Source organism: Mongoliibacter sp. (genome assembly GCF_007692705.1).
Classification (GTDB): Bacteria; Bacteroidota; Bacteroidia; order Cytophagales; family Cyclobacteriaceae; genus Mongoliibacter.
Map to the genome: position 1 here is coordinate 18,077 of NZ_REBN01000075.1, position 25,616 is coordinate 43,692.

Below are 25,616 nucleotides of genomic sequence, written 5' to 3' on the forward strand. Positions count from 1 at the left end.
AATAACGAAGAAAGAATATATTTTTGGGCATGGAAGTAGATTTTTTACTCATTGGACAAGGGCTGGCAGGTACAGTTTTGTCATTTCGGTTGATGGAAGCAAATAAGACTTTTGTTATCGTTGATTTGCCTCAGGAAAATCAAAGTAGCAGAATCGCTGCTGGATTGTACAATCCTGTAACAGGGAAAAAAATGGTAAAAACATGGATGGCTGACCAGCTTTTTCCTGAGATAGAACCTTTTTATGAAAGGATGGAAAAATTTTTGGGAAGAAAATTCCTTTATAAACGCAATATTTATAGACCTTTTTTATCAGTAGAAGAACAGAATGAATGGATGGGACACAGTGGTGATCCTGGTATGCAGCAATATTTTGAGAAAATTGTACAGAGACCCTTATTCGAAGAGGTACAGAACCCATATGGAGGGATTTTGCTTAAAAACTCGGGATTCTTAGATATTCATATGCTTTTAGATGAATATTCAGGTTTTTTGATTTCGAAAGGCTGCCTGAAGCAGGAAAAGTTTGAGGAAGAGCTTTTGGATTTAAGAAGTACTGAAGTCAAATATAAAGATATAAAAGCTAAGGCAATTATTTACTGTAATGGACTAGGAGCTTTAAATAGTAAATTTTTCAATAAGCTTCCATTTGCGCCCGTGAAAGGAGAAATATTGGATTTGGAGCAAGATTTCACACCAGACACCATCATCAACAGGGGTGTTTTTCGTATATCCTTAGAAAATGGACTTAAAAGAGTAGGTTCAACTTATTCTTGGCATGATTTGGAAACAGGGCCAACAGAAAGAGCTAAAAATGAGTTGTTGGAGAAACTGCAGAAGTTAATAAAGAAAAAAGATTCTAAAGTGATTATACACAAGTCCGGTGTTAGACCTGCCACTAAAGACAGAAAACCTTTGTTGGGAAAACATCCTGAACATGAAAGCGTTTACATTTTCAATGGTCTTGGTGCCAAAGGAGTGTCATTAGCTCCATATTTCAGTAAAATGATGGTTGAATTACTGCTTGAAGGAAATGAACCCCAAAAAGAAGTAAACATTAATCGGGTAAAATGAACATAAATAGTATTTTTAAGTATATTTAAATCCAAGCGAATACAGAGAATGAAAAGTAGGATTTTAAGTTGTCTCATCATCGGATTTTTGATTTTGGCCTCTAGTCAAGCCTTCGCTCAATTTGATGGGGAACGTTTTGGTAAAAACAGGGTTCAGCACAAAAACATTGAATGGTACCATTTTACCTCCAATAATTTTGAGGTCTATTATTATGATGGGGGCATGAACAATGCCAGAATGGCCATAGATTATCTTGAGTCAGAGTTTGATCGCTTGACACAGATGATAGGATATGTGGCTTACACCAAGCCAAAGATTTTTATCTATAATTCCAAAGAAGAAATCCGACAAAGTAACCTGAACCTAAATAAGGATGAATTCACCATCGATGGTCAGACATTTTTTAGCCGACTTTTAGGAGAAGTAGCTTTTCCAGGTAATTGGGATCAATTCAAACAGGATTTGGTTTACACAACTTCCAGAGTCATTATTGAAGAAATGTTGTACGGATCAACAATTGCAGATGCCTTTCAGTCTAACTTGATAAACAGTTTTCCTGATTGGTACCTTGATGGGGCAGCTAGATATCTCGCTTATGGCTGGGATAAGCAAATGGATGATTTTGTAAGACATTATTTTAAGGATAATAAAAATATAAAGATACATAGATTGAAAGGCAAGGAGGCCAGTCTTCTGGGCCAGTCCATTTGGACTTTTATCGTTGAAAAATATGGCAGAAGGTATGTGTCAAGTATTTTAAACCTCAGCAGAATTAATAGGAATGAAGAAAATAGCATAGCCAACACCATAGGCTTGAATTACAAAACATTTACGGAGCAATGGAGGCAGTTTTATGAAAGTACCAGTGAGCCGGTTTTTGCAAATTTCAAAGATGTCAACTTCTCCAATGAAATCAATAGCACCAATGTCAAGCATTTTGGCATAATCAATGATATAAAATTTAGCCCTGACTCCAAACATCTTGCTTATGTCATAAACAATGGAGGAAAGTATCGTATTCAAGTCAGGGAATTGTCAACAGGTACAGAAAGAACTCTTTTTTCCGGTGGGGCAAAAACAAATGATCTACCTGTCAATACCCTTTCACCTGTCATTGCTTGGAGAGATACATTGAATTTAGCGGTGGCAGCACATACAAGGGGAACTACTTCCTTGAGGATTAGGGCAATCGACGGTTCTTTTCAGGATAGAATTTTCCTAAGAAATATTACACAGATACTGAGCTTGGATTTTAATACCACCGGAAGAAATATGGTATTGTCAGCAATTGCAAATGGTAAAACTGATGTATTCACCCTCAATACCAGGGGACAGGGTAGGAGATTGACAAATGATGTTTTTGATAATCTCCATCCCGTTTTTTTAAATGACTCTACCATTATTTATACTTCAAATTTCACGGAAATAGAAGATTCACTTCTTACGCGAACACCTGATGTCAAATTGTTGCCTGATTATTTCAATCTTTTTAAGGTTGACTTGTTGGATTCTCTCAAGACAACTAAGCTGACAAACTTAAATACTAAGAATACCAAGCCGAGGGTTCTCAATTCCAACAATATCCTGATGTTGAGTGATCAGAGCGGGATCAATAACCTGATGAGGTTGACGATTTCAAATGGTATTGCAAGTCAGGTCTCTGCTTGGAACAGGAGTATTGAGGCTTTTGACTATACCTCATCGTTGAACAGAATTGCATATTCTATTCGGGATGGTAACCAAAGCCGTTTGATTGTGGAATCTTTTTCCAATGCTGATCAATTCACCCCTAGTACACCGAGGGTGCAACTTACTCAAGCCAAAAAACTATCAGAAAGGATTTCTACAAGAAGAACCGAGCAAGTACAGGAAACTGAGGGCGCTGAAACAGTAGAAGAAGCTATTGAACAATTGAGGACAAGAAGGCCGCTTAGAGGCCAAGTTGAGCAGGTTGAAGGTGAAGTTGAGCAGACTGAAAGTGAAATTGAGCAGACTGAAGGGGAAGTTGAGCAAGTGAATGAAGAAGTTGAGCAGATTGAAGAATTAATCTCGGAAGTGGGATCTGTCGTCAATGAGGAACTGCTTGAAGAAGAAACTGAAGAGCAGGAAGAAAAACTTGAATCACTTTCAGGTGAGTCTCAAGAGTTGAAAAGGGACACTACTATGCAGGTACGTTTGGAAGATTTGATGCTTGGTATGCCTCCTAGTACCCCAAGGACTGAGGCTCCAAGACAAATTCAGGAAACTCCCACTCAAACGCAAACACAAATACAAACACAAGACACTGTTCCTCCACCAAGGAGTCTTACAGGTAGTATCAACACAGAAAGATTACGTTTCGAGAGAAGCGGTGGGATAGATACAGATAATTATGTTTTTGATACCATTCCAGTTATAGCTCCGCAAACCCAACAAGCCACACGAACACAAGGTGTTTTGGGTACACGGAGTAATTTATTGGAAAATTTCAGAAGGCAAAGTTCTCAGAAGCGAGTTACTGGGCCAAGGAGAATGACACCTCAATTTATCACTACCAGTTTGAGCAACGATTGGGTAGTTGATCCACTTAGAGGGTTTGGTTTAGGGTTGTCCGGTAAAATGACAGACCTGCTGGATAATCACGTTTTCCAAGGTGGATTGATGTTTCCATTGGACTTCAGTTCGGGAAGTGATATTTATTTTGAATATGAATACAGGAAACAAAGGGTAGATGTCAGGTTAAGATTTGACAGAAGGGCGATCCGACTTTCTGAATTCCAAGATATACTTGCTCAAAGATATGTGCTCAATAAAACAGAGCTTGGGTTTTCATATCCTTTAAATGTCCATTCAAGGGTGACAGTAGCTCCTTTTGTGGCAAGAAGTCAATATTTTAACCTTAATGCTGATTCCATAATAAGAGGGCAAATACCTGAGCAAAACAGATTCGATGTGCAATATGCGGGTGGCCGTGCAGAATTTGTGATTGATAAAACAGATCAGCTAGGACTTTATATGCAGGAGGGGTTCAAAGCAAAAGTTGGATATTCTAATTTTCAAGGTTTGAACAGGGGAGAACGCTCTTTTTCAAATTTGTATATGGATGTACGGAATTACCAGAAAATCCACAAAAACATAATTCTTGCTTCCAGACTTTATGTAGGATCTTTCTTCGGCAACAATCCCCAAAACTACCTAGTTGGTGGAATGGACAATTGGCTTTTCAATCAATTTTACAACCCTCCAGCAAATCGACCGGAAGAATCTCCAGTCAGAAACCCTGGAGGTGTAGAAAATTCAAATATTCTTTTTGCTGAGTTTGTAGATTTGAGAGGCTATTCCTTTGATGAAATTAGGGGTAGAAATGTAATGACCTTTACCACTGAATTAAGGATACCTCTATTTTCATATTTGTCAAGAGGGAACATTACTTCCAATTTTGTCAAAAACTTCCAATTGGTAGGCTTCTATGACATAGGTTCTGCCTGGAATGATGCAGCGCCATGGGAGAGGGTAAATGACCAAAATACGGAGGTTATCACAACTCCAGGTTCTCCATTCACCATTACCATCAATAATTTTAACAACCCTTGGCTCCAAAGCTATGGTGCAGGTTTGAGAACAGTACTTCTTAATTACTACTTCAAGTTTGATTTGGCTCAGCCTGTCAGGAACTATACCAGAGAGGATTTGAGATTTTATGTTACCTTGGGTTATAATTTCTAAAATTAGTTTTAAAAGACATGATTAAATCAATGACAGGCTATGGGTCTGCCAGCTACGAAGATGATGAGCTACTCATTAGTGCGGAGGTCAAGACGCTTAATTCAAAATTTTTGGATTTGTCTATACGTTCCCCAAGACAATTGTCAGATAAAGAATTGGAAATCAGAAATATTGTTTCTAAGGTATTGGATAGGGGTAAAGTAAACCTTACAGTAGAATTTTTGGATAAAACAGGGCAGGAACTCCCGGTCCAGATTAACGAGGAGTTATTCGAAGCCTATATTTTCAAGTACCAAGGCTTGGCTGAAAAAGCTGGGGTAGAAGTTAAAGATTTATTTAAAATAGCATTACAATCAGCCAATGTCATTTCAAATGTAGTGGAGAAAAAATCTGACTCTGGGAATTGGGAACAGGTTAAAAAGGTAATTCATGATGCACTGGAAAACTGCGATTCTTTCAGAAAAGATGAAGGAGCTGTGTTGATGAATAAGTTTTCAGAAAATCTGGAGGTCATCAGAAATGGGCTTCATGAGATCATTCAACTGGATCCAATTCGTAAGAATCGAATCCGAGAAAGAATCAGTAATAATTTTAAAGACTGGTTAGAAGAAAATGAATTTGACAAAAACAGGTTTGAACAGGAATTGATCTATTATTTTGAGAAGATCGATATTACTGAAGAAATTGTAAGGCTTGGTACACACTTGGATTATTTTCAAAAAAATCTCGAAACAGGAATAGCTCAGGGCAAAAAACTTGGTTTCATTTCTCAAGAAATTGGTAGAGAAATTAATACTATTGGCTCAAAGGCAAACGATGCCAATATGCAGCAGCATGTAGTAGCAATGAAAGATGAATTGGAAAAGATTAAAGAACAGTCTTTGAATATACTTTAGTATAAACACTCAGTTACATCTGATAAAAGCGTATTATTGAAAGGGCCTCTCAGGGATTTACCAACTGACAGGCCTTTTTTTATGATCTCTGAAAGTTAGATTAAATAATGTATTCAATAAATCCCCGGTTTTATTACAAGGCATAACCAAATAGAATCATGATACATTTGTAGGGCTACTACTGCTTGCTCTTTTTTTGATTTGCCTTCTTTCATATGCCGAAATAGGCTCGAATTTTTCATCAATGTCAACACCTGAAAGGTAATCATTGATAAACTCACGAACCTCCTGGAAAGATAGGTTATGAAGGATTTTTCCGTTTTTCGCCAGAGAAACCTGTCCTGTTTCTTCTGAAATAATTAAAACGAGCGTTTCCGTAGCTTCAGACATTCCTATTGCGGCTCGGTGTCTTAATCCAAATTGGGCAGGTACATCTCTTTCTGTGACGGGAAGTATGCACCTGGCAGCTTTCACTTTACCATTATGAATAATGACAGCACCATCGTGTAACGGGCTGTATTTATTGAAAATGGATATCAAAAGTCTTTTGGAGACCTGAGCTTCCAAAATATCCCCACTTTCTGCATAGAATTTTAATTCGGAATTGCTTGATAAAACCATCAGAGCACCGGTATTGGTACCTGATAAACTTTTTGCAGCTTCAATTATAGGATTGATATTGAAAGCTTGGGTCTCCCGCTTTCTCCAAAACAGAAGTTCTTGAAGAAGGTTTTCATTTGACAGAAAAGAGGATCTCCCTATAATCAATAAGAATTTCCTTATTTCTGGGGCGAAAATTATAATGGCAGCGATCACACCCACTCCCATAAATTGACCAAGAATAATGGATAAAAGCTCCATTCTCAAAGCACTTACCATAAGGTAAACTAGGTAAATGGAGAGGAAGCCCAAGAAAATTTTTATGGCAACACTGCCCCTAAGCAACTTATATACTTGATAAATGAGGACACTCACCAAGGTGATGTCTATCAGATTCACAATGGAGATGTCTAAAAATCCTATTTTGAAAAGTAAGTTCAAGGGTAGAGTTGTTTGTATAGCGTTATAGTTTGTTTAGTTTCTTTTACATCATGAACCCTTAGAATATTTGCTCCCTGAATAAGGGCATACATATTTAAAGCGGTTGAGCCATTTAGCGATTCTTCAGCTGTCAAATGCAATTTTTTATATATCATTGACTTTCTGGAAATTCCCACTAACATCGGCGCCTGAATAGTCTTAAAATAAGATAAATTTTTGAGAATCCAATAGTTTTGATCCAAAGTTTTGGAAAAACCGAAGCCTGCGTCAATTATTACATCTTTTATGCCAGCTTTATAGCATTCCTGGATTTTTCCCGAAAAATAGCTGACAATTTCTAAAAGAATATTTTCATATGTCGTTTTACTCTGCATTGTCTTAGGGTTTCCTTTCATATGCATGGCGATATAAGGAACTGAAAGCTGACCTACAGTGGAAATCATATTTGAATCCAGGCCCCCAGCTGAGATATCATTTACTATATCAGCGCCTGATTTGACAGCTAATTTGGCAACCTCTGACCTAAAGGTATCGACGGATATCAGTGTTTCTGGAAAGTGAGACCTGATTGATTCTATTGCGGGAACCACACGGTCAAGTTCTTCTTGTATACTTACCTCATCAGCACCTGGACGGCTACTATATCCTCCTACATCCAGGATATTGGCACCTTCCTCTATCATTTGGTTGGCTTTTGAAAGGAGGGCATCCATATTTTTGATAACCCTGCTTTTTTCAAAAAAGGAGTCAGGAGTTACATTCAGAATACCCATAATCAATGGACTGTCTAATAAAACCAGCTTTCCTCTACAGGTGAGTGTTATTTTTGGGGGAAATACTATATCTTCGAAATCCGAAGAATTATTGAAAAGATCAGACATTAAATCAACTAGCTTTGAAAACGCAAACGGTTAGCGAATATAATCAAGTTATCAACTTTTGTAAAGAACTTTTTAAGAAGAAAACCATTGATTATGGTACAGCATGGAGAATACTGAGATTACCTTCCATTACTGACCAGATATTCATCAAGGCCCAACGTATACGCTCTATTCAGGAGAAAGGTAGCCAAAAAGTCAATGATCCTATTATAGATGAGTTTGTAGGCATTATCAACTATTGTCTGATTGCTTTGATTCAGATCAGCCTGAAGGAAGATGATAGGCTTGAACTCAGTTTTGAAGAGCTGGAACCCATGTATGACAAGTGGGTAAATGATACTAGGGGTCTTTTGGAAAATAAAAACCATGACTACGGGGAGGCCTGGAGGGATATGAGGGTTTCCTCTATTACTGATATCATCTTAATGAAACTATACCGTGTCAAGCAAATAGAAGATAACCAAGGGAAAACGATTGTTTCCGAGGGTATTGAAGCCAATTATCAGGATATGATCAATTATGCCGTTTTCTGCTTAATCAAATTAGATTACAATGTTTAGACAAACCATTCTGTTTATCATCCGGCTATTTGTCGGAGGTTTATTTATTTTCTCTGGACTTATCAAAGTCAATGATCCTGTAGGTACAGCTATCAAATTGGAAGAGTATTTTGATGTCTTTTCCAACGATATAGCATCATTCTTTTACATCTTCAAGGATATTGCACTTCCTTTGGCAGTATTCCTGGTGGTAGCTGAGGTGGTACTTGGTATCATGTTGATTTTGGGTGTCAGGTTAAGGTTTACTGTTTGGGCTTTGAGCTTAATGATTCTGTTTTTCACCTTCTTGACTTTCTACTCTGCTTATTTTAACAAAGTGACAGATTGTGGTTGCTTTGGAGATGCCATCAAATTGACACCATGGGAATCTTTTATAAAAGATGTGATATTATTAGTATTGATAGCAGTGTTATTTTTCTTTAGAAACTCATTATCCAATGATGGTCCCACATGGGCGAAGTGGACCGTAAGAGTCAGTCTGGTTTTTTCTGTAGGCTTGGCCGTCATTGCTATCAGAAACCTTCCATTTATTGATTTTAGAGCATATAAAGAAGGTGTGAATATTCCCGAAGCCATGCAACCTTCTGCTCCTTTACAATATGAATATGTGATGTCAAAAGATGGTGAAGAGTTTATTTTTGACCAATACCCTTCCGATGAATCATATGAATTTAAGGAAATGAAACTGATGAATGAAGATGCTTTACCTAAAATATCTGATTTTGCTGTTTGGAATGATGCAGGGGACTACACGGATGAAATACTTAGTGGTAGAAAAGCAGTTTTATTAATTACCTCTATAACTAAAATGAATACAAATCATTTAGAAAAAATAGATGAAGTGATGAAAGGCTTACAGGCTACACCGATTACCCCATTGGTTGTTGCAGCTTCTTCTCAAGATGAAATTGATAGATTGATTCAAGAAAGAGGATGGGAAGTAGAAGGTTATCAGGCAGATGCTACAGTTATAAAAACCATCATGAGATCTAACCCGGGTTTGATGCTACTTGATGACGGGGAAGTCTTGAAGAAATATCATGTAAGAAATACGCCTACTTCTGAAGAAGTGATAGGCATTTATGCTAAATGAGAACACCTTTAATAATTGTCTTGGTAGGAATGCCAGGTTCAGGGAAATCCACATTCGGAAAACTCTTAGCCAGGCAATTGAATTTTGTGTTTATAGATTTAGATGAAGCTATTGAGGCAGGAGAAAATAAATCTATCAAAGATATCTTTATGGATCATGGGGAGGGGCGATTTCGTGAATTGGAAACTGCCTACTTAAAAAAAGTTTTGAGAAGTGCTGAAGGCTTTGTGCTTTCAACAGGAGGTGGGACTCCCTGCTTTAATGACAATATGGAATTAATCAATGAACGCGCTGTTTCTGTTTATCTTGAAGTGTCTTGTGAAGAACTTTTGAAAAGACTTTCTAAAGATCAAACAGGCAAGAGGCCTATGTTTGCAGGCATGGATAACGGGGAGATCATTTTGAAGTTGAAAAATATTTTTGCCCAAAGAGAGCAATACTATATTAAGTCAAAAATAAAGCTCAGTGGAGATGATATTTCCACTGAGCTTTTGATATCTGAATTGATGACATTTTTTAGAAATTGAAACCTACAGTAAGCATACCATTTGTGATATTGTTCCGGATTTCTATGATAGGGCCTATTTCTTGCCCATTTTCTATCACAGAGTAGGGGTTGTAAAGCTGATCAAATCTCATAGACATTAAAGCTGCATCTACATAGAATTTCTCGAACCTTACGCCAAAACCACCAGAGAATTGTTGGGTACTACGACTAAAGGTACTACTTCTGAAAGGATCTCCATAGAAACCATATCCAGCTCTGAATCTAAATTTGTCAATCCTGTATTCACCACCTACTCTATAGTTAAAGGTTTGTCCATATAGCCTTCGTATTTCCTGATTATCATCATTAGGATTGAAATCTCTTGAATTAATCCTTCCTCTGCTGTAATCCACAAAATCAATGTCAGCTGTGATAAAACCGTTTTTACCGGCAAAGAATGTTGCTCCGCCTGAGAATCTCATAGGGGTGTTGAGGTTGTATGTTCCTAATATAATAGGCGTACTGGATTCCTCTCTTCCTAATGTGATGTCTTCTGGCTCAAAATAAAAATTATCAAACTGATTGATCATAGAGGCTTCATATTCCTCGTTGAGTCTGTACCAAGTAGGAGATTGGAAGTTGAACCCTAGATTTACTACATCTATTGGTTTATATATTACTCCAAGATTAAGGTTTGCTCCAAAACCGTTGATATTTAAAAACTCTTCAATACTAGTTACTTGTAAAGGCTCATTGAAAAATTCCTCACCATATGATTTTCGAGAAGTGTAGCTGATAGAGGTTAAACCTAATCCTGCACCGACAAACAATTTATTGTTAAAATTAGCCCCATAAGAAAGGGATGTTTGTGTAGTTCTTCCTTCAGTTATTACTGATTCATCTTGAAAGGGAAACCCTAAAACAAATGAGTCATATTCAGAAGGGTTGCTGATTGGATTTCCACTGGCATCTTCTGTTATTGGGTTAATTAGGAAGGTGTTGTAAGCCAAACCGGTTAATCCGAAATTTTCGATTTGATTTTCGGGAATTCCACTAGCATTCTGAATGAAAGCATCGATAATTGAAGTTTGCCCCTCAATGTCCGAAAAATAGCCAAAGTTTGAATTGAAGTGATTTGTTCTGTTAAAGCTGATTCCAAAAGTACCACCTCTAAAAGCTCCAGTTTCCAAAGGACCCTTAGGATTGCTGATGACCAAACTTAGATTTGGAATAGCGATATTTCCTGTCCTGTTTTCCTGAATTTGATCAAGATAATTGGTCTCAGTTGTCCATGAACCAAAAGATGGAGTAATACTGAACTCAGATCTTCTGAAAAACCCCAATCCAGCTGGGTTGGTATGTATATTGGAAATATCACCTCCCAAAGACATTTGTGCACCTCCAAGTCCTGTAACCCGAGCAGAACCGGTGGAATAAAACTGACTGAATCTCAAAGCATCTTCAAAATATCCACTTTGAGCCTCAACAAGTGACATGGAGAATAGAAGAAAAGATGCGGATAATAATAACTTCTTGATTGATATCATATAAAATCAGAATTGTTGACTGAGTATATATTTCTCAAATAATATGCCTTCTTTATTAATTGATAAGGTAAAAAAAAGGGGGGAATTAATTCCCCCTTCCTCCTCGTGATCCTCCGGAGCTCATTCCACCTCCGCCGCCTCGGCTACCGCCTCCGCTGCTGAAACCGCCACCACTGCTTCTGCTTGGTGCACTTCTCATAGCGGGTGAACTGCTTCTACTTGGTGAACTCATTGAATTTCTAGAAGGGCTCATGCTTCTGGATGGAGCCATTCTGTTATTGTTATAAGAACCAGCATTTCCTCTGTTATAAGAAGGATTAGTTCTGGTACCCATGTTACTTCTATTTGTATTTGCCCTTGCAGGAGCAGAATAAGCACTTCTGGTATTCTGTCTATTGGTATTATTGTAGGCTGGTCTTGAGTTATTCAAACCAGTTCTTGAACTTGGTCTTGTTGCAGCTGCAGAACCTGTGTTTCTTACTCCAGGTCTAGCGGAAGCATTTGCAATTCTGCTATTTTGTCTAACATATTCGTTTTGAGAAGTACCAAAATCTCTATTGGCATTTCTACTTGAAGACGAAGAAAGTCCAGATCTATTAGATCCTACTCTTGATGCAGATGTTGCTGCATCTCTTCTGGCAGCTCGGGTAGTTGCGGGCCTATTTGAAGGAGCCAAATTACCTGCACCAACACCAGTACCAGCACCTCTACCTGGTCTTGCACCTCTCACTATCTGACGGCCAGCTTCACCTGGATAACCTGGAGTAACGAAGATCGGCCTTCCGCCCCATCCCCATCCAGGACCCATCATGCCGAAGCCTCCCATGCCCATCATTGGGTTGCCCCAACCGAAGCCTCCGCCCCAGCCAAAGCCCATGTTCATGCCCCACATGGAATTCCATCCCATACCGAATCGTGGACCCATACCCCAGCCAAAACCAGGACGCATTCCAAATCCCATTCCTGGTCCCCAGAAGGGATCAAAAAACGGATCATAAAATCCACCCATCATCCATGGTGAACCCCATCCCATCATAGGAGCTCCCCAACCGAAGCCACCCATCATTGGGCCACCAAAACCAAATCCTCCCATTCCCATACCAAATCCTAGGTTAAGATTAACCCTGCTTTGGTTGAAACCTTGTCCTGGAAGTCCAGCACCTGATCCATAAAAATTATTATAAACATTTACGTTCGGATTGGACTCATCTCCCTGATTTTCGTCAAAATATACTGAACCCTCCTCTTGGTTAGAAGAGTTGGACTGGTATCTGGCTAAATACTCAGGATTAACATTTCTTGCAGAGAAATTTTCCTGATCAAATTCATCAGATGATACAGTACTTAAAGACTGGAAGTTTTGAGGGTTGTTGTTTGAAACTGCATACTCTGTAGCAATTTGAGCATCGGACGACATAAAATACAAGTCGTCAGTTTCACCACTTCTCATCGCATTGTAGCTAGTGCTACAAGAAGCTAAAAGAAGCATTGCTCCAGTTCCAAGTGTGAGGATGTAATTAAGGTTTTTCATTTTGTTCGGTTTTGCTGACTACTACTTTATACGGATCATATAAGAGAGGGTTATTAAATTTTACTTTATATTTGCCTCCCGCAGTATTGAGCGAAGATAACTAGATTTTTGAATTCAACAAAAACACTATGAGCAAAGGATTGCCAAAAAGAAGTGAGGATTACTCTCTTTGGTATAACGAATTAGTTAAAAGAGCGGATTTGGCTGAAAATTCCCCCGTAAGAGGTTGTATGGTAATTAAGCCATATGGTTATTCTATCTGGGAAAAGATGCAGGCCGAACTTGACAGGATGTTTAAAGAAACAGGTCATCAGAATGCATATTTCCCACTTTTTATACCCAAATCATACCTTTCCAAAGAAGCCAGTCATGTTGAGGGCTTTGCAAAAGAATGTGCAGTAGTCACGCACTACAGGTTGAAAAACTCTGAAGATGGAAAAAGTGTCATTGTCGATCCTGACGCTAAGCTGGAAGAAGAATTAATTGTCAGACCTACTTCTGAAACTGTAATCTGGAGTACTTACAAAAATTGGATCCAATCTTACAGAGATTTGCCATTATTGGTGAATCAGTGGGCAAATGTGGTGAGATGGGAAATGAGGACCAGACTGTTTTTAAGGACTACGGAGTTTTTATGGCAAGAAGGGCATACTGCCCATGCCTTAAAGCAGGAGGCAATAGATGAGACAGTACAGATGATGAACATTTATGCCACATTTGCTGAAGAATTTATGGCCCTTCCTGTGGTAAAAGGTGTGAAAAGTGAAAACGAGAGGTTCGCAGGTGCAGAAAATACTTATTGTATAGAAGCCATGATGCAGGACGGTAAGGCCCTCCAAGCAGGTACTTCGCATTTTCTGGGACAGAATTTTGCAAAAGCATTTGATGTCAAATTCGCTACTAAGGAAGGTGGATTGGAATATGTATGGGGAACTTCATGGGGTGTAAGTACAAGGTTAATGGGAGCTTTGATAATGGCACATTCTGATGATAATGGTTTGGTACTCCCTCCAAAATTAGCGCCTAATCAAGTTGTAATTGTTCCAATATACAGAGGAGAGGAGGAGCTAGAGAAGATTTCTGCAAAAGCCAAGGAGATTATGACAAAACTCCGTGCAAAAGGAGTTTCGGTTCATTTCGATAATAGGGATACACATAAGCCGGGATGGAAATTTGCAGAGTATGAACTGAAAGGTGTTCCGCTCAGGATTGCAATGGGACCAAGGGACCTTGAAAATAATACTATTGAACTTGCCAGGCGGGATACCCTGACCAAAGAAACAGTAGATTTATCTGAAATCGTTCTTGAAGATTATGTGGTTGCTAAACTCGATGAAATTCAGAAAAGCATCTATTCAAAAGCACTTGCTTTCCGAGAGGAAATGACTATGGAGGTGAATACTTGGGATGAATTTCAGGAAGTATTGGAAAATAAGGGAGGTTTCTTGTCTGCTCATTGGGATGGAACTGGGGAAACTGAAGATAAAATCAAAGAGCTTACTAAGGCTACGATAAGATGTATCCCTATCGATCAAAAAGAAGAAGACGGCAAGTGTATATATTCAGGTAAGCCTTCCAAAGGGCGTGTGTTGTTCGCTAAGGCATATTAAGAAGTATGAATATCCGCTTCTTTCCCAGTAGAATAGTTAAACGGCTATCATTCTGTGTAAATTTCGGATTTAAGTAAACTTCGGTCCTGCCTTTTCCAGCAGGCAGGCTTGCGTCATTCGTCTTCCTTCACGATAAACATATAAAATTAGGCTACTGGCATCATTCAGGATTTTCACATAAAATATAATATTGAGTGTCTATCGATGAGTTTTATATTTGTTTGTGTAGACTACCTTAAGTACAGATTAAAACTAAATTTTGATAGTTTAATCAACTGACAACTGGAATAGAATTTGAAAAAATCGAAAACCTCCTTCACTGGAGGTTTTTTTATTATAAAATTTTTAGTTGTTTTTATTAGCTTTGGGAGTATCAAAATTAACACTCATATGGCTTGGTTTATATTAATTTCACTCATATTAGTAGGCCTAATCCTTTTGTTGACAGAGATTATTTTTGTACCAGGAACAACAATAATAGGGATTTTGGGGTTGCTCTTTTCAATAGCTGGGGTTTATTATGGTTATATTTCTTTTGGAATAGAAACAGGCCGACTTGTATTGGGAGGCACATTGCTTGTCAATTTGGCCTTATTGGTTTATGGGTTTAGATCAGGGGTTTGGAATAAATTCTCGCTTAAGGATACGAGTACTTCAAGGTCCTTTGACGACAGGCTTTTAGGCCTTGAAGCAGGTCAAGAGGGCAAGGCGGTATCCGACATCAAACCCTTTGGAAAAGTAGAGTTTAGAGATAATATTTATGAAGTAAAATCTGAAACAGGTTTTATTAGGGTAGGTTCAATAGTAATTATTAGTAAATTGGAAGATAATAAAATAATCGTAAAATCTTAATTTATGGAAATGACCAATTCGGCATTCATTTTATTTGCAGCTTTTGCCGGGCTGATTCTTCTTTTTGTATTTCTTTATTTTGTTCCAGTTAACCTCTGGATCACCGCTATTTTTGCCAATGTAAAGGTAGGAATAGGGGAGCTCATTGGTATGCGAATCCGTAAGGTGCCACCTAGTGTAATAGTAAATTCTCTAATTACGTCTACAAAAGCTGGCTTGGACTTGACTACAAATGAATTAGAGACTCACTATTTAGCTGGAGGAAATGTGCCCAATGTGATTAGGGCTTTGATTTCTGCAGATAAAGCCAATATTAAATTGTCATTTAAACAGGCCACAGCGATAGACCTAGCAGGAAGAGATGTCTTCGAAGCAGTTCAGATATCCGTAAATCCAAAAGTCATCAATACGCCAAACGTAGCTGCTGTAGCAGCAGATGGTATTCAGCTTATTGCTAAAGCAAGAGTGACTGTAAGAGCAAATATAGCTCAACTGGTAGGGGGTGCCGGTGAAGATACAATCTTGGCGAGAGTAGGAGAGGGTATTGTAACGTCAATAGGTTCTGCCCAGAATCATAAAAGCGTATTGGAGAATCCTGATAAGATATCCAAATTAGTGTTGGAGAGAGGTCTTGACGCAGGAACTGCCTTTGAGATTTTATCTATTGATATAGCTGATATAGATGTAGGTACCAATATAGGTGCAAAATTACAAATTGATCAAGCATCTGCAGATCTGAAGGTTGCTGAAGCCAGAGCAGAAGAAAGAAGGGCAATGGCAGTAGCTCTTGAACAAGAAATGAAAGCAAAAGCAGTTGAAATGCGTGCTAAAGTAATCGAAGCTGAAGCAGAAGTCCCTAAAGCTATATCTGATGCATTCAGGTCTGGGAAATTGGGTGTGATGGATTATTATAGAATGGAGAATATTAAGTCTGATACTGATATGAGGTCTTCAATTGCCGGTACCGAACAAGGGGCATCCAGTTCGGCAGGAAGCAAAGGGAAATCAGGAGAAAATAAGTAAGATGAATAATTTATAAAAACTCTCTTAAGGCCGCTATTTTATAATAGCGGTTTTTTTTTGGCCTGTAACCCTTGGCATTGGTCAAAGTCATTCTTCTGTTTGGAGAATAAACCACCACAAAAGTGAAGATTTACTCTGCTTTTTCATACGAGAACGTATCAATTAGAATGGGAGAAGAAGATTTTTTATTTACGGCTTACCGGATTAAATGGTATAAATTTTTTAGTCAACGATGAGTGTAAGTGAGTCTACTTTTGTCCTTATCTTTAGCCACTCTTCAAACTTGATTAATTCTTGGCTGCTTGGTACGCGACCAAATTTGGCATATGCCATAAGAATGGTATCCTGTTTGTTTTCTGAAAGATTCGCAATTATTGCCCTATTTATGGAGAAATTTTGTAGTCCATTATGATTGACCCTTGCTTCTCTTGCGATATCCATCACCTGTCTATTGTTGCTGCCATACTCTTCCAATTCTCTTTCAAGTAAGGCTATACGCCTATCCTTATCTTGTATTTGAAGCTCATTTCTTTCATATAGGTCTTTTAAAATATCAGACCTAAGTATATTCAAGTCTGTGCCGGTATCGCCACTTTGTTTGATGTTCAGATAGGTGTTTGTGAGATTGAATACTGATAATTTCCTCTGTAAAATAATTATTTCTTCATCGGAAATTCTTTCTCCTATCAAGCTTATGTCAATGACAGCAGAGTCTGCATCAAAATTCAAATTTGAAGATAGTACTTGAGTATTTGGAAACTCCAGTTCTGCGGCTACAAACTGGGTTGCTGATTTTTCCCAGATAGTTCTTTTTACAATATTATAGGCCAAATAAACACTTGGAACTATGGTGAGAATAGTGAATACAGTAATATAGGTTTTAACAGTTTTTTCCCTTTTTCTATCCATAAATTCTTTTTTGGGAAATTTCATAAATCTTACGATCAGGTAAGTCGAGAGACTGATGAAAACAGAGTTGATAAAAAACAGGTAAAAGGCACCAAAAAAGTAATAAAGGTTTGCTGTCGCTAAACCATAACCCGCCGTGCAAAGAGGAGGCATCAAAGCGGTCGCAATGGCAACACCTGGGATGGCATTACTCTTTTCTTTTCTGGATCCTGCGACTATACCCGCTAGACCTCCAAAGAGTGCTATCAAGACATCCCAAATGGTCGGTTCAGTTCTTGCAAGAAGCTCAGATTGTGCATCATCCAAAGGTGTAAAAGAGAAGTAAATAGTACTTGTTAAAATTGAAATCAATACTGCAATACCCAAATTCTTCATGGATTTTTTGAGTAGCTCAAAATCATTAATCCCTGCTGCCAACCCTATTCCCATGATGGGACCCATGAGTGGGGAAATTAGCATCGCACCTATAATCACAGCAGTGGAGTTCACATTCAAACCTACCGAAGCCACAAAAATCGCGAAGATCAAAATCCACAAATTAGCACCTTTGAACTCAATATTTTTGCGGATGTAATCTATGGTTTCCAGTTCGTCTTCTTTGCCTTCATGCAAATCAAATCTGTCCCTGAAGAACAAAAGGATTTCTAAGATTCTCTTCCTTATGCTTAAAGCTTTTTTGCTCGTCTCCATATTTTTTTGAAAATATTATAATTCGGCAATCTAAATAAAACCTCAAAATTAATAATAGAAAAGTCAATTTTGATAATGTCATTTTTCATTCATGAAAAGTAATTGAAGAGTACAAATCACCCCAAAAAGACCAAGTAGGATAAATTGGTTTAAGACTGTTTTTCGGGGAGGATATGTTTAAAATTACCTTGTAGAGCAGCCTGAAAAATTTTCAATTATCAAGTTTTTTTCTTAATTAAGTATAAAATTCAGTATAGATTTGGCTTTAATCTAAATTGTGTCTGTATAGGTTAAGGTTCTGATTGTATGACTACTATAGTTGGTTTAGCCATGCCTTATACAGGGTAGGCTAAAAAATTTAGTCTTAGCTAAATATAGAATTCCGAAAGATTTATCCTCTCACCCTATCAATTGTTTTTATATTTGTGTCTTATCTGATGTTTTAAGTCGCACGGATTTTGAATGGACATAATCTAATGCTTAAAAATTATCGTTTTTAAAAACTGATTTATTTTAAAAGATTAGCGTATGATTAACAGAATTGTATTTGTAGATGATGACACCATCCAGCACATGATAAACAAAAAAAACCTATTGAGGTTAAAGCCTGAGTTGGAACTTTTCTTCTTTGAAAATCCCTACAATGCTTTGGATTGGCTGGAAGCGAATAGTACTGACCTTTTGATTTTGGATGTCAATATGCCTGAAATGAGAGGCTGGGATTTTTTAGATTTGCTTAACTCCAAAGGAATAAAAATTGAAGTAAAGATGCTTACTTCTTCTATGGATCCAGAAGACATTCAAGCAAGCATGGATTATGATTTGGTTTCCGGATTTTTGATCAAACCTTTAAAAAATGAGATCATGTCTGAAATCTTAGAAATTGAAAACTAATAGTATTTGATTAATTTTATATGCCTGGAATAAGTAATGAAAATAAGCCTTTAATAAGTAAAAAAATCGACCGGTTTTTCATTGGTCTTGCAAGTGCTTTTTCTTTTGTTAAGCGTTTCTTTCAGGAGGCATTTAAGCCTCCGTTTGAGTTCAGAGAGATCATGCGCCAATCCTATGAAATTGGGTATAGGTCATTGCCATTAATTTCCCTTACCGGTTTTATTGTTGGAATAGTTTTTACCAATCAGTCCAGGCCTTCTCTTACCGAATTTGGTGCCACTAGCTGGTTGCCTGCCCTGATATCCATAGCAGTGGTAAGGGCTATGGGTCCTTTGGTTACCGCACTTATTGCAGCTGGAAAAGTGGGGTCAAGTATTGGTGCAGAAATAGGCTCTATGAAAGTGACGGAGCAGATTGATGCAATGGAAGTTTCAGCTATCAATCCCTTTAAATATTTAGTAGTTACCAGGACTGTTGCTACCACATTCATGATCCCCATATTGGTGATGTACACAGATTTTGTAGCTTTGATGGGTTCATTTTTAAGTGTAAATGCAAATGAGCTAGTCAGTCTTTCAACTTTCTTCGTTCAAGTATTTGAAGCAATCTCTTTTCTGGATTTATTTTCATCCATTATAAAGTCTCTTGTCTTTGGGTTCACCATAGGTATAGTGGGATGTTATAAGGGATACAACTCATCTAAAGGGACAGAAGGAGTAGGAAAAGCAGCCAATGCTTCTGTAGTGATGGCAATGTTTTTAATATTCATAGAGGAATTGCTATTCCTACAAATTGTAAATGCCATCAGATATGCATAATGAAGAAAATGAAAAGGTGGTAAAAATCAGAGGCTTGAAAAAGTCTTTCGATGAAAATCATGTACTGATGGGAGTTGACCTGGATTTGTACAAGGGGGAAAACTTAGTAGTCTTAGGTAAATCCGGTAGTGGAAAGTCGGTATTGATCAAAATAATGGTTGGTCTTCTTACTCAGGATGAAGGAGATATTGAAATACTTGGTAAAAATACAGCTGGGCTTTCTTTAAAAGAGTTTAATAAACTGAGATTGAAGATTGGATTTTCATTTCAGCACTCAGCCTTATATGACAGTATGACTGTCAAAGAGAACCTTGTATTTCCTTTGACCCGAAATATCAAAGGATTGACGAGGAAGGAGATTGATAAAAAAGTAGACGAGTTGTTGGATGCTGTTGGTTTGCCTCAATCAGTCAATCAAATGCCATCTGAACTGTCAGGAGGACAGAAAAAAAGAATAGGCGTAGCACGAACTTTGATTCTCAACCCAGAAATCATGCTCTATGATGAACCTACGGCGGGACTTGACCCAATTACCTGTGGAGATATCAACAAGTTGATTACCCAGGTAAGAGAGCAATTCAATACTTCATCTATTGTCATTACTCATGACCTGACATGTGCTAAAGCCACGGGTGATAGGATGGCTGTATTGTTGGATGGACAGTTTAAAGCTGTAGGTACATTTGAGGAGGTCTTTAATAATGCTTCTGACCAAAGAGTAAAATCATTTTATGACTATAACTTCATTAAATAATGAGAAACGATAATAAAAAAACAGTCATCGTTGGCATATTCGTCCTAGTGGGAATTGCCATTTTGGTTGCAGGTATACTTACCATGGGGGGACAACAGAAGAAATTTGTCAAAAGCATTTCATTGAATGCGGTTTTTGATGATGTAGCAGGCCTGCAAGTGGGGAACAATGTTTGGTTTTCAGGTGTCAAGATCGGGACAGTAAGACGGGTTAACTTTTATGGGGATTCCCAGGTAGAGATTATCATGAATGTTGAGGAAAAGGTTAGGGAATATATCCGTAAAGATTCTAAGGCTACAATTGGATCAGATGGCCTTATTGGGAATAAAATCATTGTCATCTATGGAGGTACTACCCAAGCACCTTCTGTAGAAAATGGAGATAGGTTACAGGCAGAAATGCCTTTGGATACTGATAGGATGATGGAAACCCTCCAGGAAAATAACCTTAATCTCGTTACTATCACTGAGAACCTAAAAGTACTAACTTCAAAAATAGCTGAAGGTCAAGGAATTGTTGGAACAGTAATGACGGATAGTCTATTAGGTGAAAATTTTAAAAATACCTTAAAGAATCTCGAAATAGCCTCTGTCAATAGTAATAGAATGATTGCAGAGATGAATAAGTTTGCCCAGAATCTTAATCAGGAAGGAAATTTATTCAATGATTTGGTAACTGATAAAGAACTTTATAAAAACTTGCAGCAATCTGTCAACGAATTGCAAGCTACTGCCGCCAATGCCAATCAGATGACCAGTAATCTTTCCAAGGTTACAGAAAAATTGAACGATAAGGATAACACCCTGGGAATGATGATCAATGATCAGGAATTTGCGGAAAGGTTAAAACAAACGCTAATATATGCTGACAGTTCGGCCATGAACCTCAATAGAGGCCTTGAAGCATTGGAATACACCTGGCCTTTTAGAAGAGGTTTCAAAAGAATGGAAAAGGCCAATGAGGACGAATGATTCCGAGGAGGAGATATAGTAGAAAAAGAAAGTGAGAGATGATCTTGGATTTCATTTATTATCAAAAAAAACAGCCTGCCTTGTGCAGGTTTTTTTGTCTAGGCCTTTTGGATCTTTTCTTTTGCCTGCAGTTTTTCACTTAGTGTTGCTTTTAGGCCCTCATTATCATTTATGAAGTTTAATTTGAAATGTCCACTCATTGGGAAATGATCTGAGCCTATATCTTGATGAATTTTCAAGCTTTTCAATGTGAAATGCTTACTTACAAAAATATGATCAAGAGGCCATCTCATAAAGAAATATTTTGCGTGAAAAGTACTGAACATGCCTCTACCCCTTCGAGGATCCAGCATGCCACTGACCTTGAGGAACAATTCGCTAGTATAAGACCAACCTACGTCATTCAAGTCACCTAAGACCAAAACAGGCTTTTCAATATTTTTTATTTTTTTTCCGACTAATAAAATCTCTGCATCCCTTTCTGTACTGCTTGGGTTTTCACTTGGTACGGGAGGGGTTGGGTGTAATGCGAAAATGGTTATTTCTCCGAAATCAGGATCATTAAGTGTCACTTCTATAGAAGGAACATCTTCTTCTATCAAATAATTAATGTGTTCTTCCTTTATTTCAATTTTAGAAAAAAACAACATCCCATAAGTATTATCTTTTGGGACTTCTATGAAGAATGGATAGTCTTTTTTGAAGCCTTGGATTTGGTCAGTCCAGTTTTGATCTGTTTCAACCAATAGAAAAAGGTCAGGGTTTTCAATCTTTAACAAGTCTATTACTTTTTGAAATTTATTATTGTATTGATATACATTAATCACCATAACAGAAAGTATTTTGCCATTTTTTTCTTTACTGTTTTGGACCATTTTTTTTCCAAATGGAGTAAAAGGGAAAATTTGATAAGCCAGATAAAGCACACTTAAAATCAAGCCCATAAAGACTGCGAATTGAAGTATATTTTCTTTTATGTCAAAAAAAAGCCAAGCTATTACAATTAGAGAGCAAAGTGTTATTTTCTGAAATCTTGGGTAATCGAAGATGCGAAAAGTCCAATGGTCTTTTTTAATGACCGGAATAAAAGTAGCCAAAATCATAATAAGACTTATAATTATAAGTGCTGTTACCATAGTCTGCCTTTATAGAATTTCAAAAAACTACCTTTTTAAAATCGTATTGGCCATAATTTAAGTAAATTGAGAATTAATACGATGTGATTTCAGTTATAATTATGAATCATCTTTTTAATAAAATCCAATATTTATGAAAATTCATCCACAGGACACCCAAAAACAATTAGACTCTAAAAATGGCAAACTAAATTATTGGAGTCTTGCATCTTTACAGGAAGCTGGATATGATATTGAATCCCTTCCTTTTTCGATAAGAATACTTCTGGAAAATGCCCTTAGAAATTTTGATGACTTTGGTGTTACCAAGGAGCATATAGAAACTCTCGCCACTTGGACTCCAGATCCATCTGACAAGGATATTCCATTCAAGCCTGCCAGAGTTTTGATGCAGGATTTTACAGGAGTTCCAGCAGTTGTGGATATTGCATCTTTAAGGGCAGAGGCCGTAAGAAAAGGTAAAGATCCCAATAAAATCAATCCTCTTATACCAGTGGATTTGGTAATTGATCATTCTGTTCAAGTAGATTTTTTTGGTACAAATTATTCATATCAAAAAAATGTGGAAGTTGAATATGAGAGAAATGGCGAACGGTATCAGTTTTTGAAATGGGCGCAAAAAGCTTTTGATAATTTTTCAGTTGTTCCTCCAGGAATGGGTATTTGTCATCAGGTCAATCTGGAATACCTTGCTCAAGGTGTGATTTCAAGAGATGGTAATGTATTTCCAGACACTTTAGTTGGAACAGATTCACATACCCCCATGGTCAATGGGATTGGTGTTGTAGCCTGGGGCGTAGGAGGCATAGAGGCAGAAGCTGCAATACTGGGCCAACCTATTTATTTTATCATGCCTGAGGTAGTGGGGTTAAAACTTACTGGGAAATTACAGTTGGGTATTACAGCAACCGATATGGTTTTAACCATAACCGAATTGCTAAGGAAGCATGGTGTTGTAGGTAAGTTTGTGGAGGTTTTTGGTTCTGGCCTTGACCATCTTTCAGTTCCTGATAGAGCCACTATTGCCAACATGTCGCCTGAGTTTGGTTGTACGGTAACTTATTTTCCAATAGATGACAGGACTTTGGATTATATGGAGAAAACCAATCGTACTGGAGATCAGATTGACTTGGTGAAAAAATATTGCCAATCCAATATGTTATGGAGAGAAAACGAGGACAAAATAAAGTATAGCTCACTCTTGGAGTTGGATCTCAGCAGTGTGGAGCCAACTGTTTCAGGTCCCAAAAGACCCCAGGATAAGATCCTTTTAAGAGAGTTTAAAAATAAGTTTGGGGAGCTTTTGGAAAGTGTACATGGCAGAGAATATATCCCCATTGATAAAAGAGAGGAAGGTAGATGGTATGGTGAAGGTGGAAGTCAGCCTGGAGAAAATAGAGGTGGGGATCCAAAAGGAGTTGAATATGAAACCAAAGTCAAGGATGGACTAAAAACGGTAGTGGTTAAATTGCATAATGAGAAATTTGCCCTTCATGATGGTTCAATTGTAATTGCGGCCATTACTTCTTGTACAAATACATCGAATCCATCTGTCATGTTGGGGGCTGGCCTTGTGGCTAAAAAAGCGAGGGAAAGAGGATTAGATGTGAAGCCATGGGTGAAAACATCACTAGCGCCTGGCTCAAAAGTAGTAACAGATTACCTAGATAAATCAGGTTTATTAGATGACCTTGAAGCATTACGCTTTCATGTGGTGGGTTATGGCTGTACTTCCTGTATTGGAAATTCAGGACCTTTACCCAGGCATATTGCAAGTGCTGTGGAAGAAAATGATTTGGTAGTGAGTTCTGTCCTTTCAGGGAATAGAAATTTTGAGGCTAGAGTGCATCCGCAGGTCAAAATGAATTATCTCATGTCTCCCATGCTTGTAGTAGCCTTTGCCTTGGCTGGACGTGTGGATATAGATCTACTCAATGAGCCTATAGGGCATGACCCCAACCTTGAGCCAGTTTATCTAAAAGATATCTGGCCTTCCAATGATGAAATCAGTGAAGTGATGAGTCAGGTATTATCTCCGAAGCATTACGCCAAGAGTTACGGTGAAATTTTTGAGGGAAATGAAATGTGGAAACAACTTGAAGCACCAAAAGATAAGGTCTATAACTGGTCATCCGAAAGTACTTATATTAAAGAAGCACCGTTCTTCAATGGTATTTCAGAAGTCGTAGCAGAACCAAATGATATCGAATCTGGACGGGTTTTACTAAAACTAGGAGATTCTATTACTACAGACCATATTTCTCCTGCGGGTTCATTTGCGGAGTCCAGTCCTGCTGGGCAATACTTGATCAACCGGGGAGTAGCAAGAAAGGACTTTAATTCCTATGGATCGAGAAGGGGAAATGATGAGGTCATGGTGAGAGGTACTTTTGCTAATGTAAGGATCAAAAATCAGTTGGCAGAGCGAGAAGGAGGTTACACTCTCCATATTCCTTCAGGCGAAGAAATGAGTGTGTATGAGGCCGCTGAAAAATACTTGAAAGACAATACTCCTCTCATAGTATTGGCGGGTAAAGAATATGGAAGTGGTTCTTCAAGAGATTGGGCTGCTAAAGGTACTAGTCTTCTGGGAATCAAAGCTGTTATTGCGGAAAGTTATGAAAGGATACATAGAAGTAACCTTGTGGGAATGGGTGTTTTACCCTTACAATATGACAAAGGCGAAACAGCGGAAAGTCTGAATCTTTCAGGCAAAGAAATTTTTTCCATTAGAGGAATTTCCGAAGGACTTTCACCACTTAAGCAATTACAGGTAACTGCCGAAAAAGAAGATGGTAGCAAAGTTGAATTTGAAGTACTCTGCAGGTTAGATTCTGCAATTGAGGTTGAATATTACAAAAATGGAGGAATCCTGCATTATGTACTAAGGGATTTTCTGAAAAAATAAAATTGGAGAATATTAGAAGTGAAAAGACCGGATTTAATTCGGTCTTTTTTTGTGGATACAGCTTTTCAGGAATACCCAATAAATAAAATTTTGAGAAAAAATCAAAGAGTCCAAACCAATTGAAAATATGATGAAATAATTAACTAAATCGATTTACTAAACCAAATTAATTTTTTATTATTCGATACTTAATTAAAATTTTTATTAAATAAGTTTTTATCAGATATTTTTTTTAAT

General features: G+C 37.7%; 20 protein-coding genes. 14 read left to right on the forward strand and 6 right to left on the reverse strand.

What is annotated here, in order from left to right; all coding sequences use genetic code 11:
* Positions 1-29: 29 nt before the first annotated feature.
* The 3 genes from EA341_RS01840 to EA341_RS01850 are packed head-to-tail and all read left to right on the forward strand — an operon-like array spanning position 30 to position 5,674.
* On the forward strand, positions 30-1,073 hold the full coding sequence (locus EA341_RS01840; RefSeq protein WP_293010976.1) for an FAD-binding oxidoreductase: 1,044 nt from the start codon (positions 30-32) through the stop codon (positions 1,071-1,073).
* Between the two features lie 48 nt (positions 1,074-1,121).
* Positions 1,122-4,778, forward strand: coding sequence for a biopolymer transporter Tol (locus EA341_RS01845; RefSeq protein ID WP_293010977.1), 3,657 nt, complete (start codon positions 1,122-1,124; stop codon positions 4,776-4,778).
* Positions 4,779-4,795: 17 nt separating this feature from the next.
* Positions 4,796-5,674: a YicC/YloC family endoribonuclease gene (locus tag EA341_RS01850; RefSeq protein ID WP_293010978.1), complete on the forward strand. Its 879-nt coding sequence runs from the start codon at positions 4,796-4,798 to the stop codon at positions 5,672-5,674.
* A 156-nt stretch (positions 5,675-5,830) separates the two neighbouring features.
* Here the strand turns inward: EA341_RS01850 and cdaA are convergent, their stop codons facing one another.
* Both cdaA and folP read right to left on the reverse strand, forming a co-directional pair.
* Positions 5,831-6,715 (reverse strand): diadenylate cyclase CdaA, encoded by an 885-nt coding sequence (gene cdaA / locus EA341_RS01855; protein WP_293010979.1) that lies wholly within the window; start codon positions 6,713-6,715, stop codon positions 5,831-5,833.
* On the reverse strand, positions 6,712-7,596 hold the full coding sequence (gene folP, locus EA341_RS01860) for a dihydropteroate synthase (protein WP_293010980.1): 885 nt from the start codon (positions 7,594-7,596) through the stop codon (positions 6,712-6,714). Before folP ends, cdaA begins: the two co-directional genes overlap by 4 nt.
* 14 nt (positions 7,597-7,610) lie before the next feature.
* On the opposite strand from folP, the gene EA341_RS01865 reads away from it, so the two are divergent.
* From EA341_RS01865 to EA341_RS01875, 3 genes are read left to right on the forward strand one after another with little or no spacing between them, the layout of a single operon-like run.
* Positions 7,611-8,156, forward strand: coding sequence for a DUF1599 domain-containing protein (locus EA341_RS01865; protein WP_293010981.1), 546 nt, complete (start codon positions 7,611-7,613; stop codon positions 8,154-8,156).
* On the forward strand, positions 8,149-9,249 hold the full coding sequence (locus EA341_RS01870) for a BT_3928 family protein (RefSeq protein ID WP_293010982.1): 1,101 nt from the start codon (positions 8,149-8,151) through the stop codon (positions 9,247-9,249). The genes EA341_RS01865 and EA341_RS01870 overlap by 8 nt, the downstream gene beginning before the upstream one ends.
* Positions 9,246-9,776 carry a shikimate kinase gene (locus tag EA341_RS01875; RefSeq protein WP_293010983.1) on the forward strand — a complete coding sequence of 177 codons (531 nt, stop codon included), beginning with the start codon at positions 9,246-9,248 and terminating at the stop codon, positions 9,774-9,776. The genes EA341_RS01870 and EA341_RS01875 overlap by 4 nt, the downstream gene beginning before the upstream one ends.
* Here EA341_RS01875 and EA341_RS01880 read toward each other — a convergent pair.
* Together EA341_RS01880 and EA341_RS01885 are read right to left on the reverse strand one after the other, a co-directional pair.
* The gene (locus tag EA341_RS01880; RefSeq protein ID WP_293010984.1) at positions 9,766-11,283 is read right to left on the reverse strand and encodes an OmpP1/FadL family transporter; all 1,518 of its coding nucleotides are present in this window, start codon (positions 11,281-11,283) and stop codon (positions 9,766-9,768) included. The two genes, EA341_RS01875 and EA341_RS01880, sit on opposite strands and share 11 nt — an antisense overlap.
* 85 nt (positions 11,284-11,368) lie before the next feature.
* Positions 11,369-12,814, reverse strand: coding sequence for a hypothetical protein (locus tag EA341_RS01885; RefSeq protein ID WP_293010985.1), 1,446 nt, complete (start codon positions 12,812-12,814; stop codon positions 11,369-11,371).
* A gap of 128 nt (positions 12,815-12,942) precedes the next feature.
* On the opposite strand from EA341_RS01885, the gene proS reads away from it, so the two are divergent.
* From proS to floA, 3 genes are all read left to right on the forward strand, one after another.
* Positions 12,943-14,424, forward strand: a complete 1,482-nt coding sequence (gene proS, locus EA341_RS01890; RefSeq protein WP_293010986.1) for a proline--tRNA ligase — start codon at positions 12,943-12,945, stop codon at positions 14,422-14,424.
* Positions 14,425-14,814: 390 nt separating this feature from the next.
* On the forward strand, positions 14,815-15,276 hold the full coding sequence (locus tag EA341_RS01895; protein WP_293010987.1) for an NfeD family protein: 462 nt from the start codon (positions 14,815-14,817) through the stop codon (positions 15,274-15,276).
* 3 nt (positions 15,277-15,279) lie between these two features.
* The gene (floA, locus tag EA341_RS01900; RefSeq protein ID WP_293010988.1) at positions 15,280-16,299 is read left to right on the forward strand and encodes a flotillin-like protein FloA; all 1,020 of its coding nucleotides are present in this window, start codon (positions 15,280-15,282) and stop codon (positions 16,297-16,299) included.
* A gap of 222 nt (positions 16,300-16,521) precedes the next feature.
* Here the strand turns inward: floA and EA341_RS01905 are convergent, their stop codons facing one another.
* Positions 16,522-17,898, reverse strand: coding sequence for a TIGR00341 family protein (locus EA341_RS01905; RefSeq protein WP_293010989.1), 1,377 nt, complete (start codon positions 17,896-17,898; stop codon positions 16,522-16,524).
* Positions 17,899-18,426: 528 nt separating this feature from the next.
* On the opposite strand from EA341_RS01905, the gene EA341_RS01910 reads away from it, so the two are divergent.
* Genes EA341_RS01910 through EA341_RS01925 form a run of 4 tightly spaced genes read left to right on the forward strand, consistent with a single transcriptional unit; the run spans position 18,427 to position 21,335 of the window.
* Positions 18,427-18,792: a response regulator gene (locus tag EA341_RS01910; RefSeq protein ID WP_293010990.1), complete on the forward strand. Its 366-nt coding sequence runs from the start codon at positions 18,427-18,429 to the stop codon at positions 18,790-18,792.
* 20 nt (positions 18,793-18,812) lie between these two features.
* Positions 18,813-19,610, forward strand: coding sequence for an ABC transporter permease (locus EA341_RS01915; protein WP_293010991.1), 798 nt, complete (start codon positions 18,813-18,815; stop codon positions 19,608-19,610).
* Positions 19,603-20,364 carry an ABC transporter ATP-binding protein gene (locus EA341_RS01920; RefSeq protein ID WP_293010992.1) on the forward strand — a complete coding sequence of 254 codons (762 nt, stop codon included), beginning with the start codon at positions 19,603-19,605 and terminating at the stop codon, positions 20,362-20,364. Before EA341_RS01915 ends, EA341_RS01920 begins: the two co-directional genes overlap by 8 nt.
* A complete protein-coding gene (locus EA341_RS01925) occupies positions 20,364-21,335 on the forward strand; it encodes an MlaD family protein (RefSeq protein WP_293010993.1) in 972 nt (323 codons plus the stop codon). The genes EA341_RS01920 and EA341_RS01925 overlap by 1 nt, the downstream gene beginning before the upstream one ends.
* A 98-nt stretch (positions 21,336-21,433) precedes the next feature.
* Here EA341_RS01925 and EA341_RS01930 read toward each other — a convergent pair whose 3' ends face one another.
* Entirely contained in the window at positions 21,434-22,471 is a 1,038-nt protein-coding gene (locus EA341_RS01930; protein ID WP_293010994.1) for an endonuclease/exonuclease/phosphatase family protein, read from the reverse strand.
* 133 nt (positions 22,472-22,604) lie between these two features.
* On the opposite strand from EA341_RS01930, the gene acnA reads away from it, so the two are divergent.
* Entirely contained in the window at positions 22,605-25,379 is a 2,775-nt protein-coding gene (gene acnA / locus EA341_RS01935; protein WP_293010995.1) for an aconitate hydratase AcnA, read from the forward strand.
* Positions 25,380-25,616 lie beyond the last annotated feature (237 nt).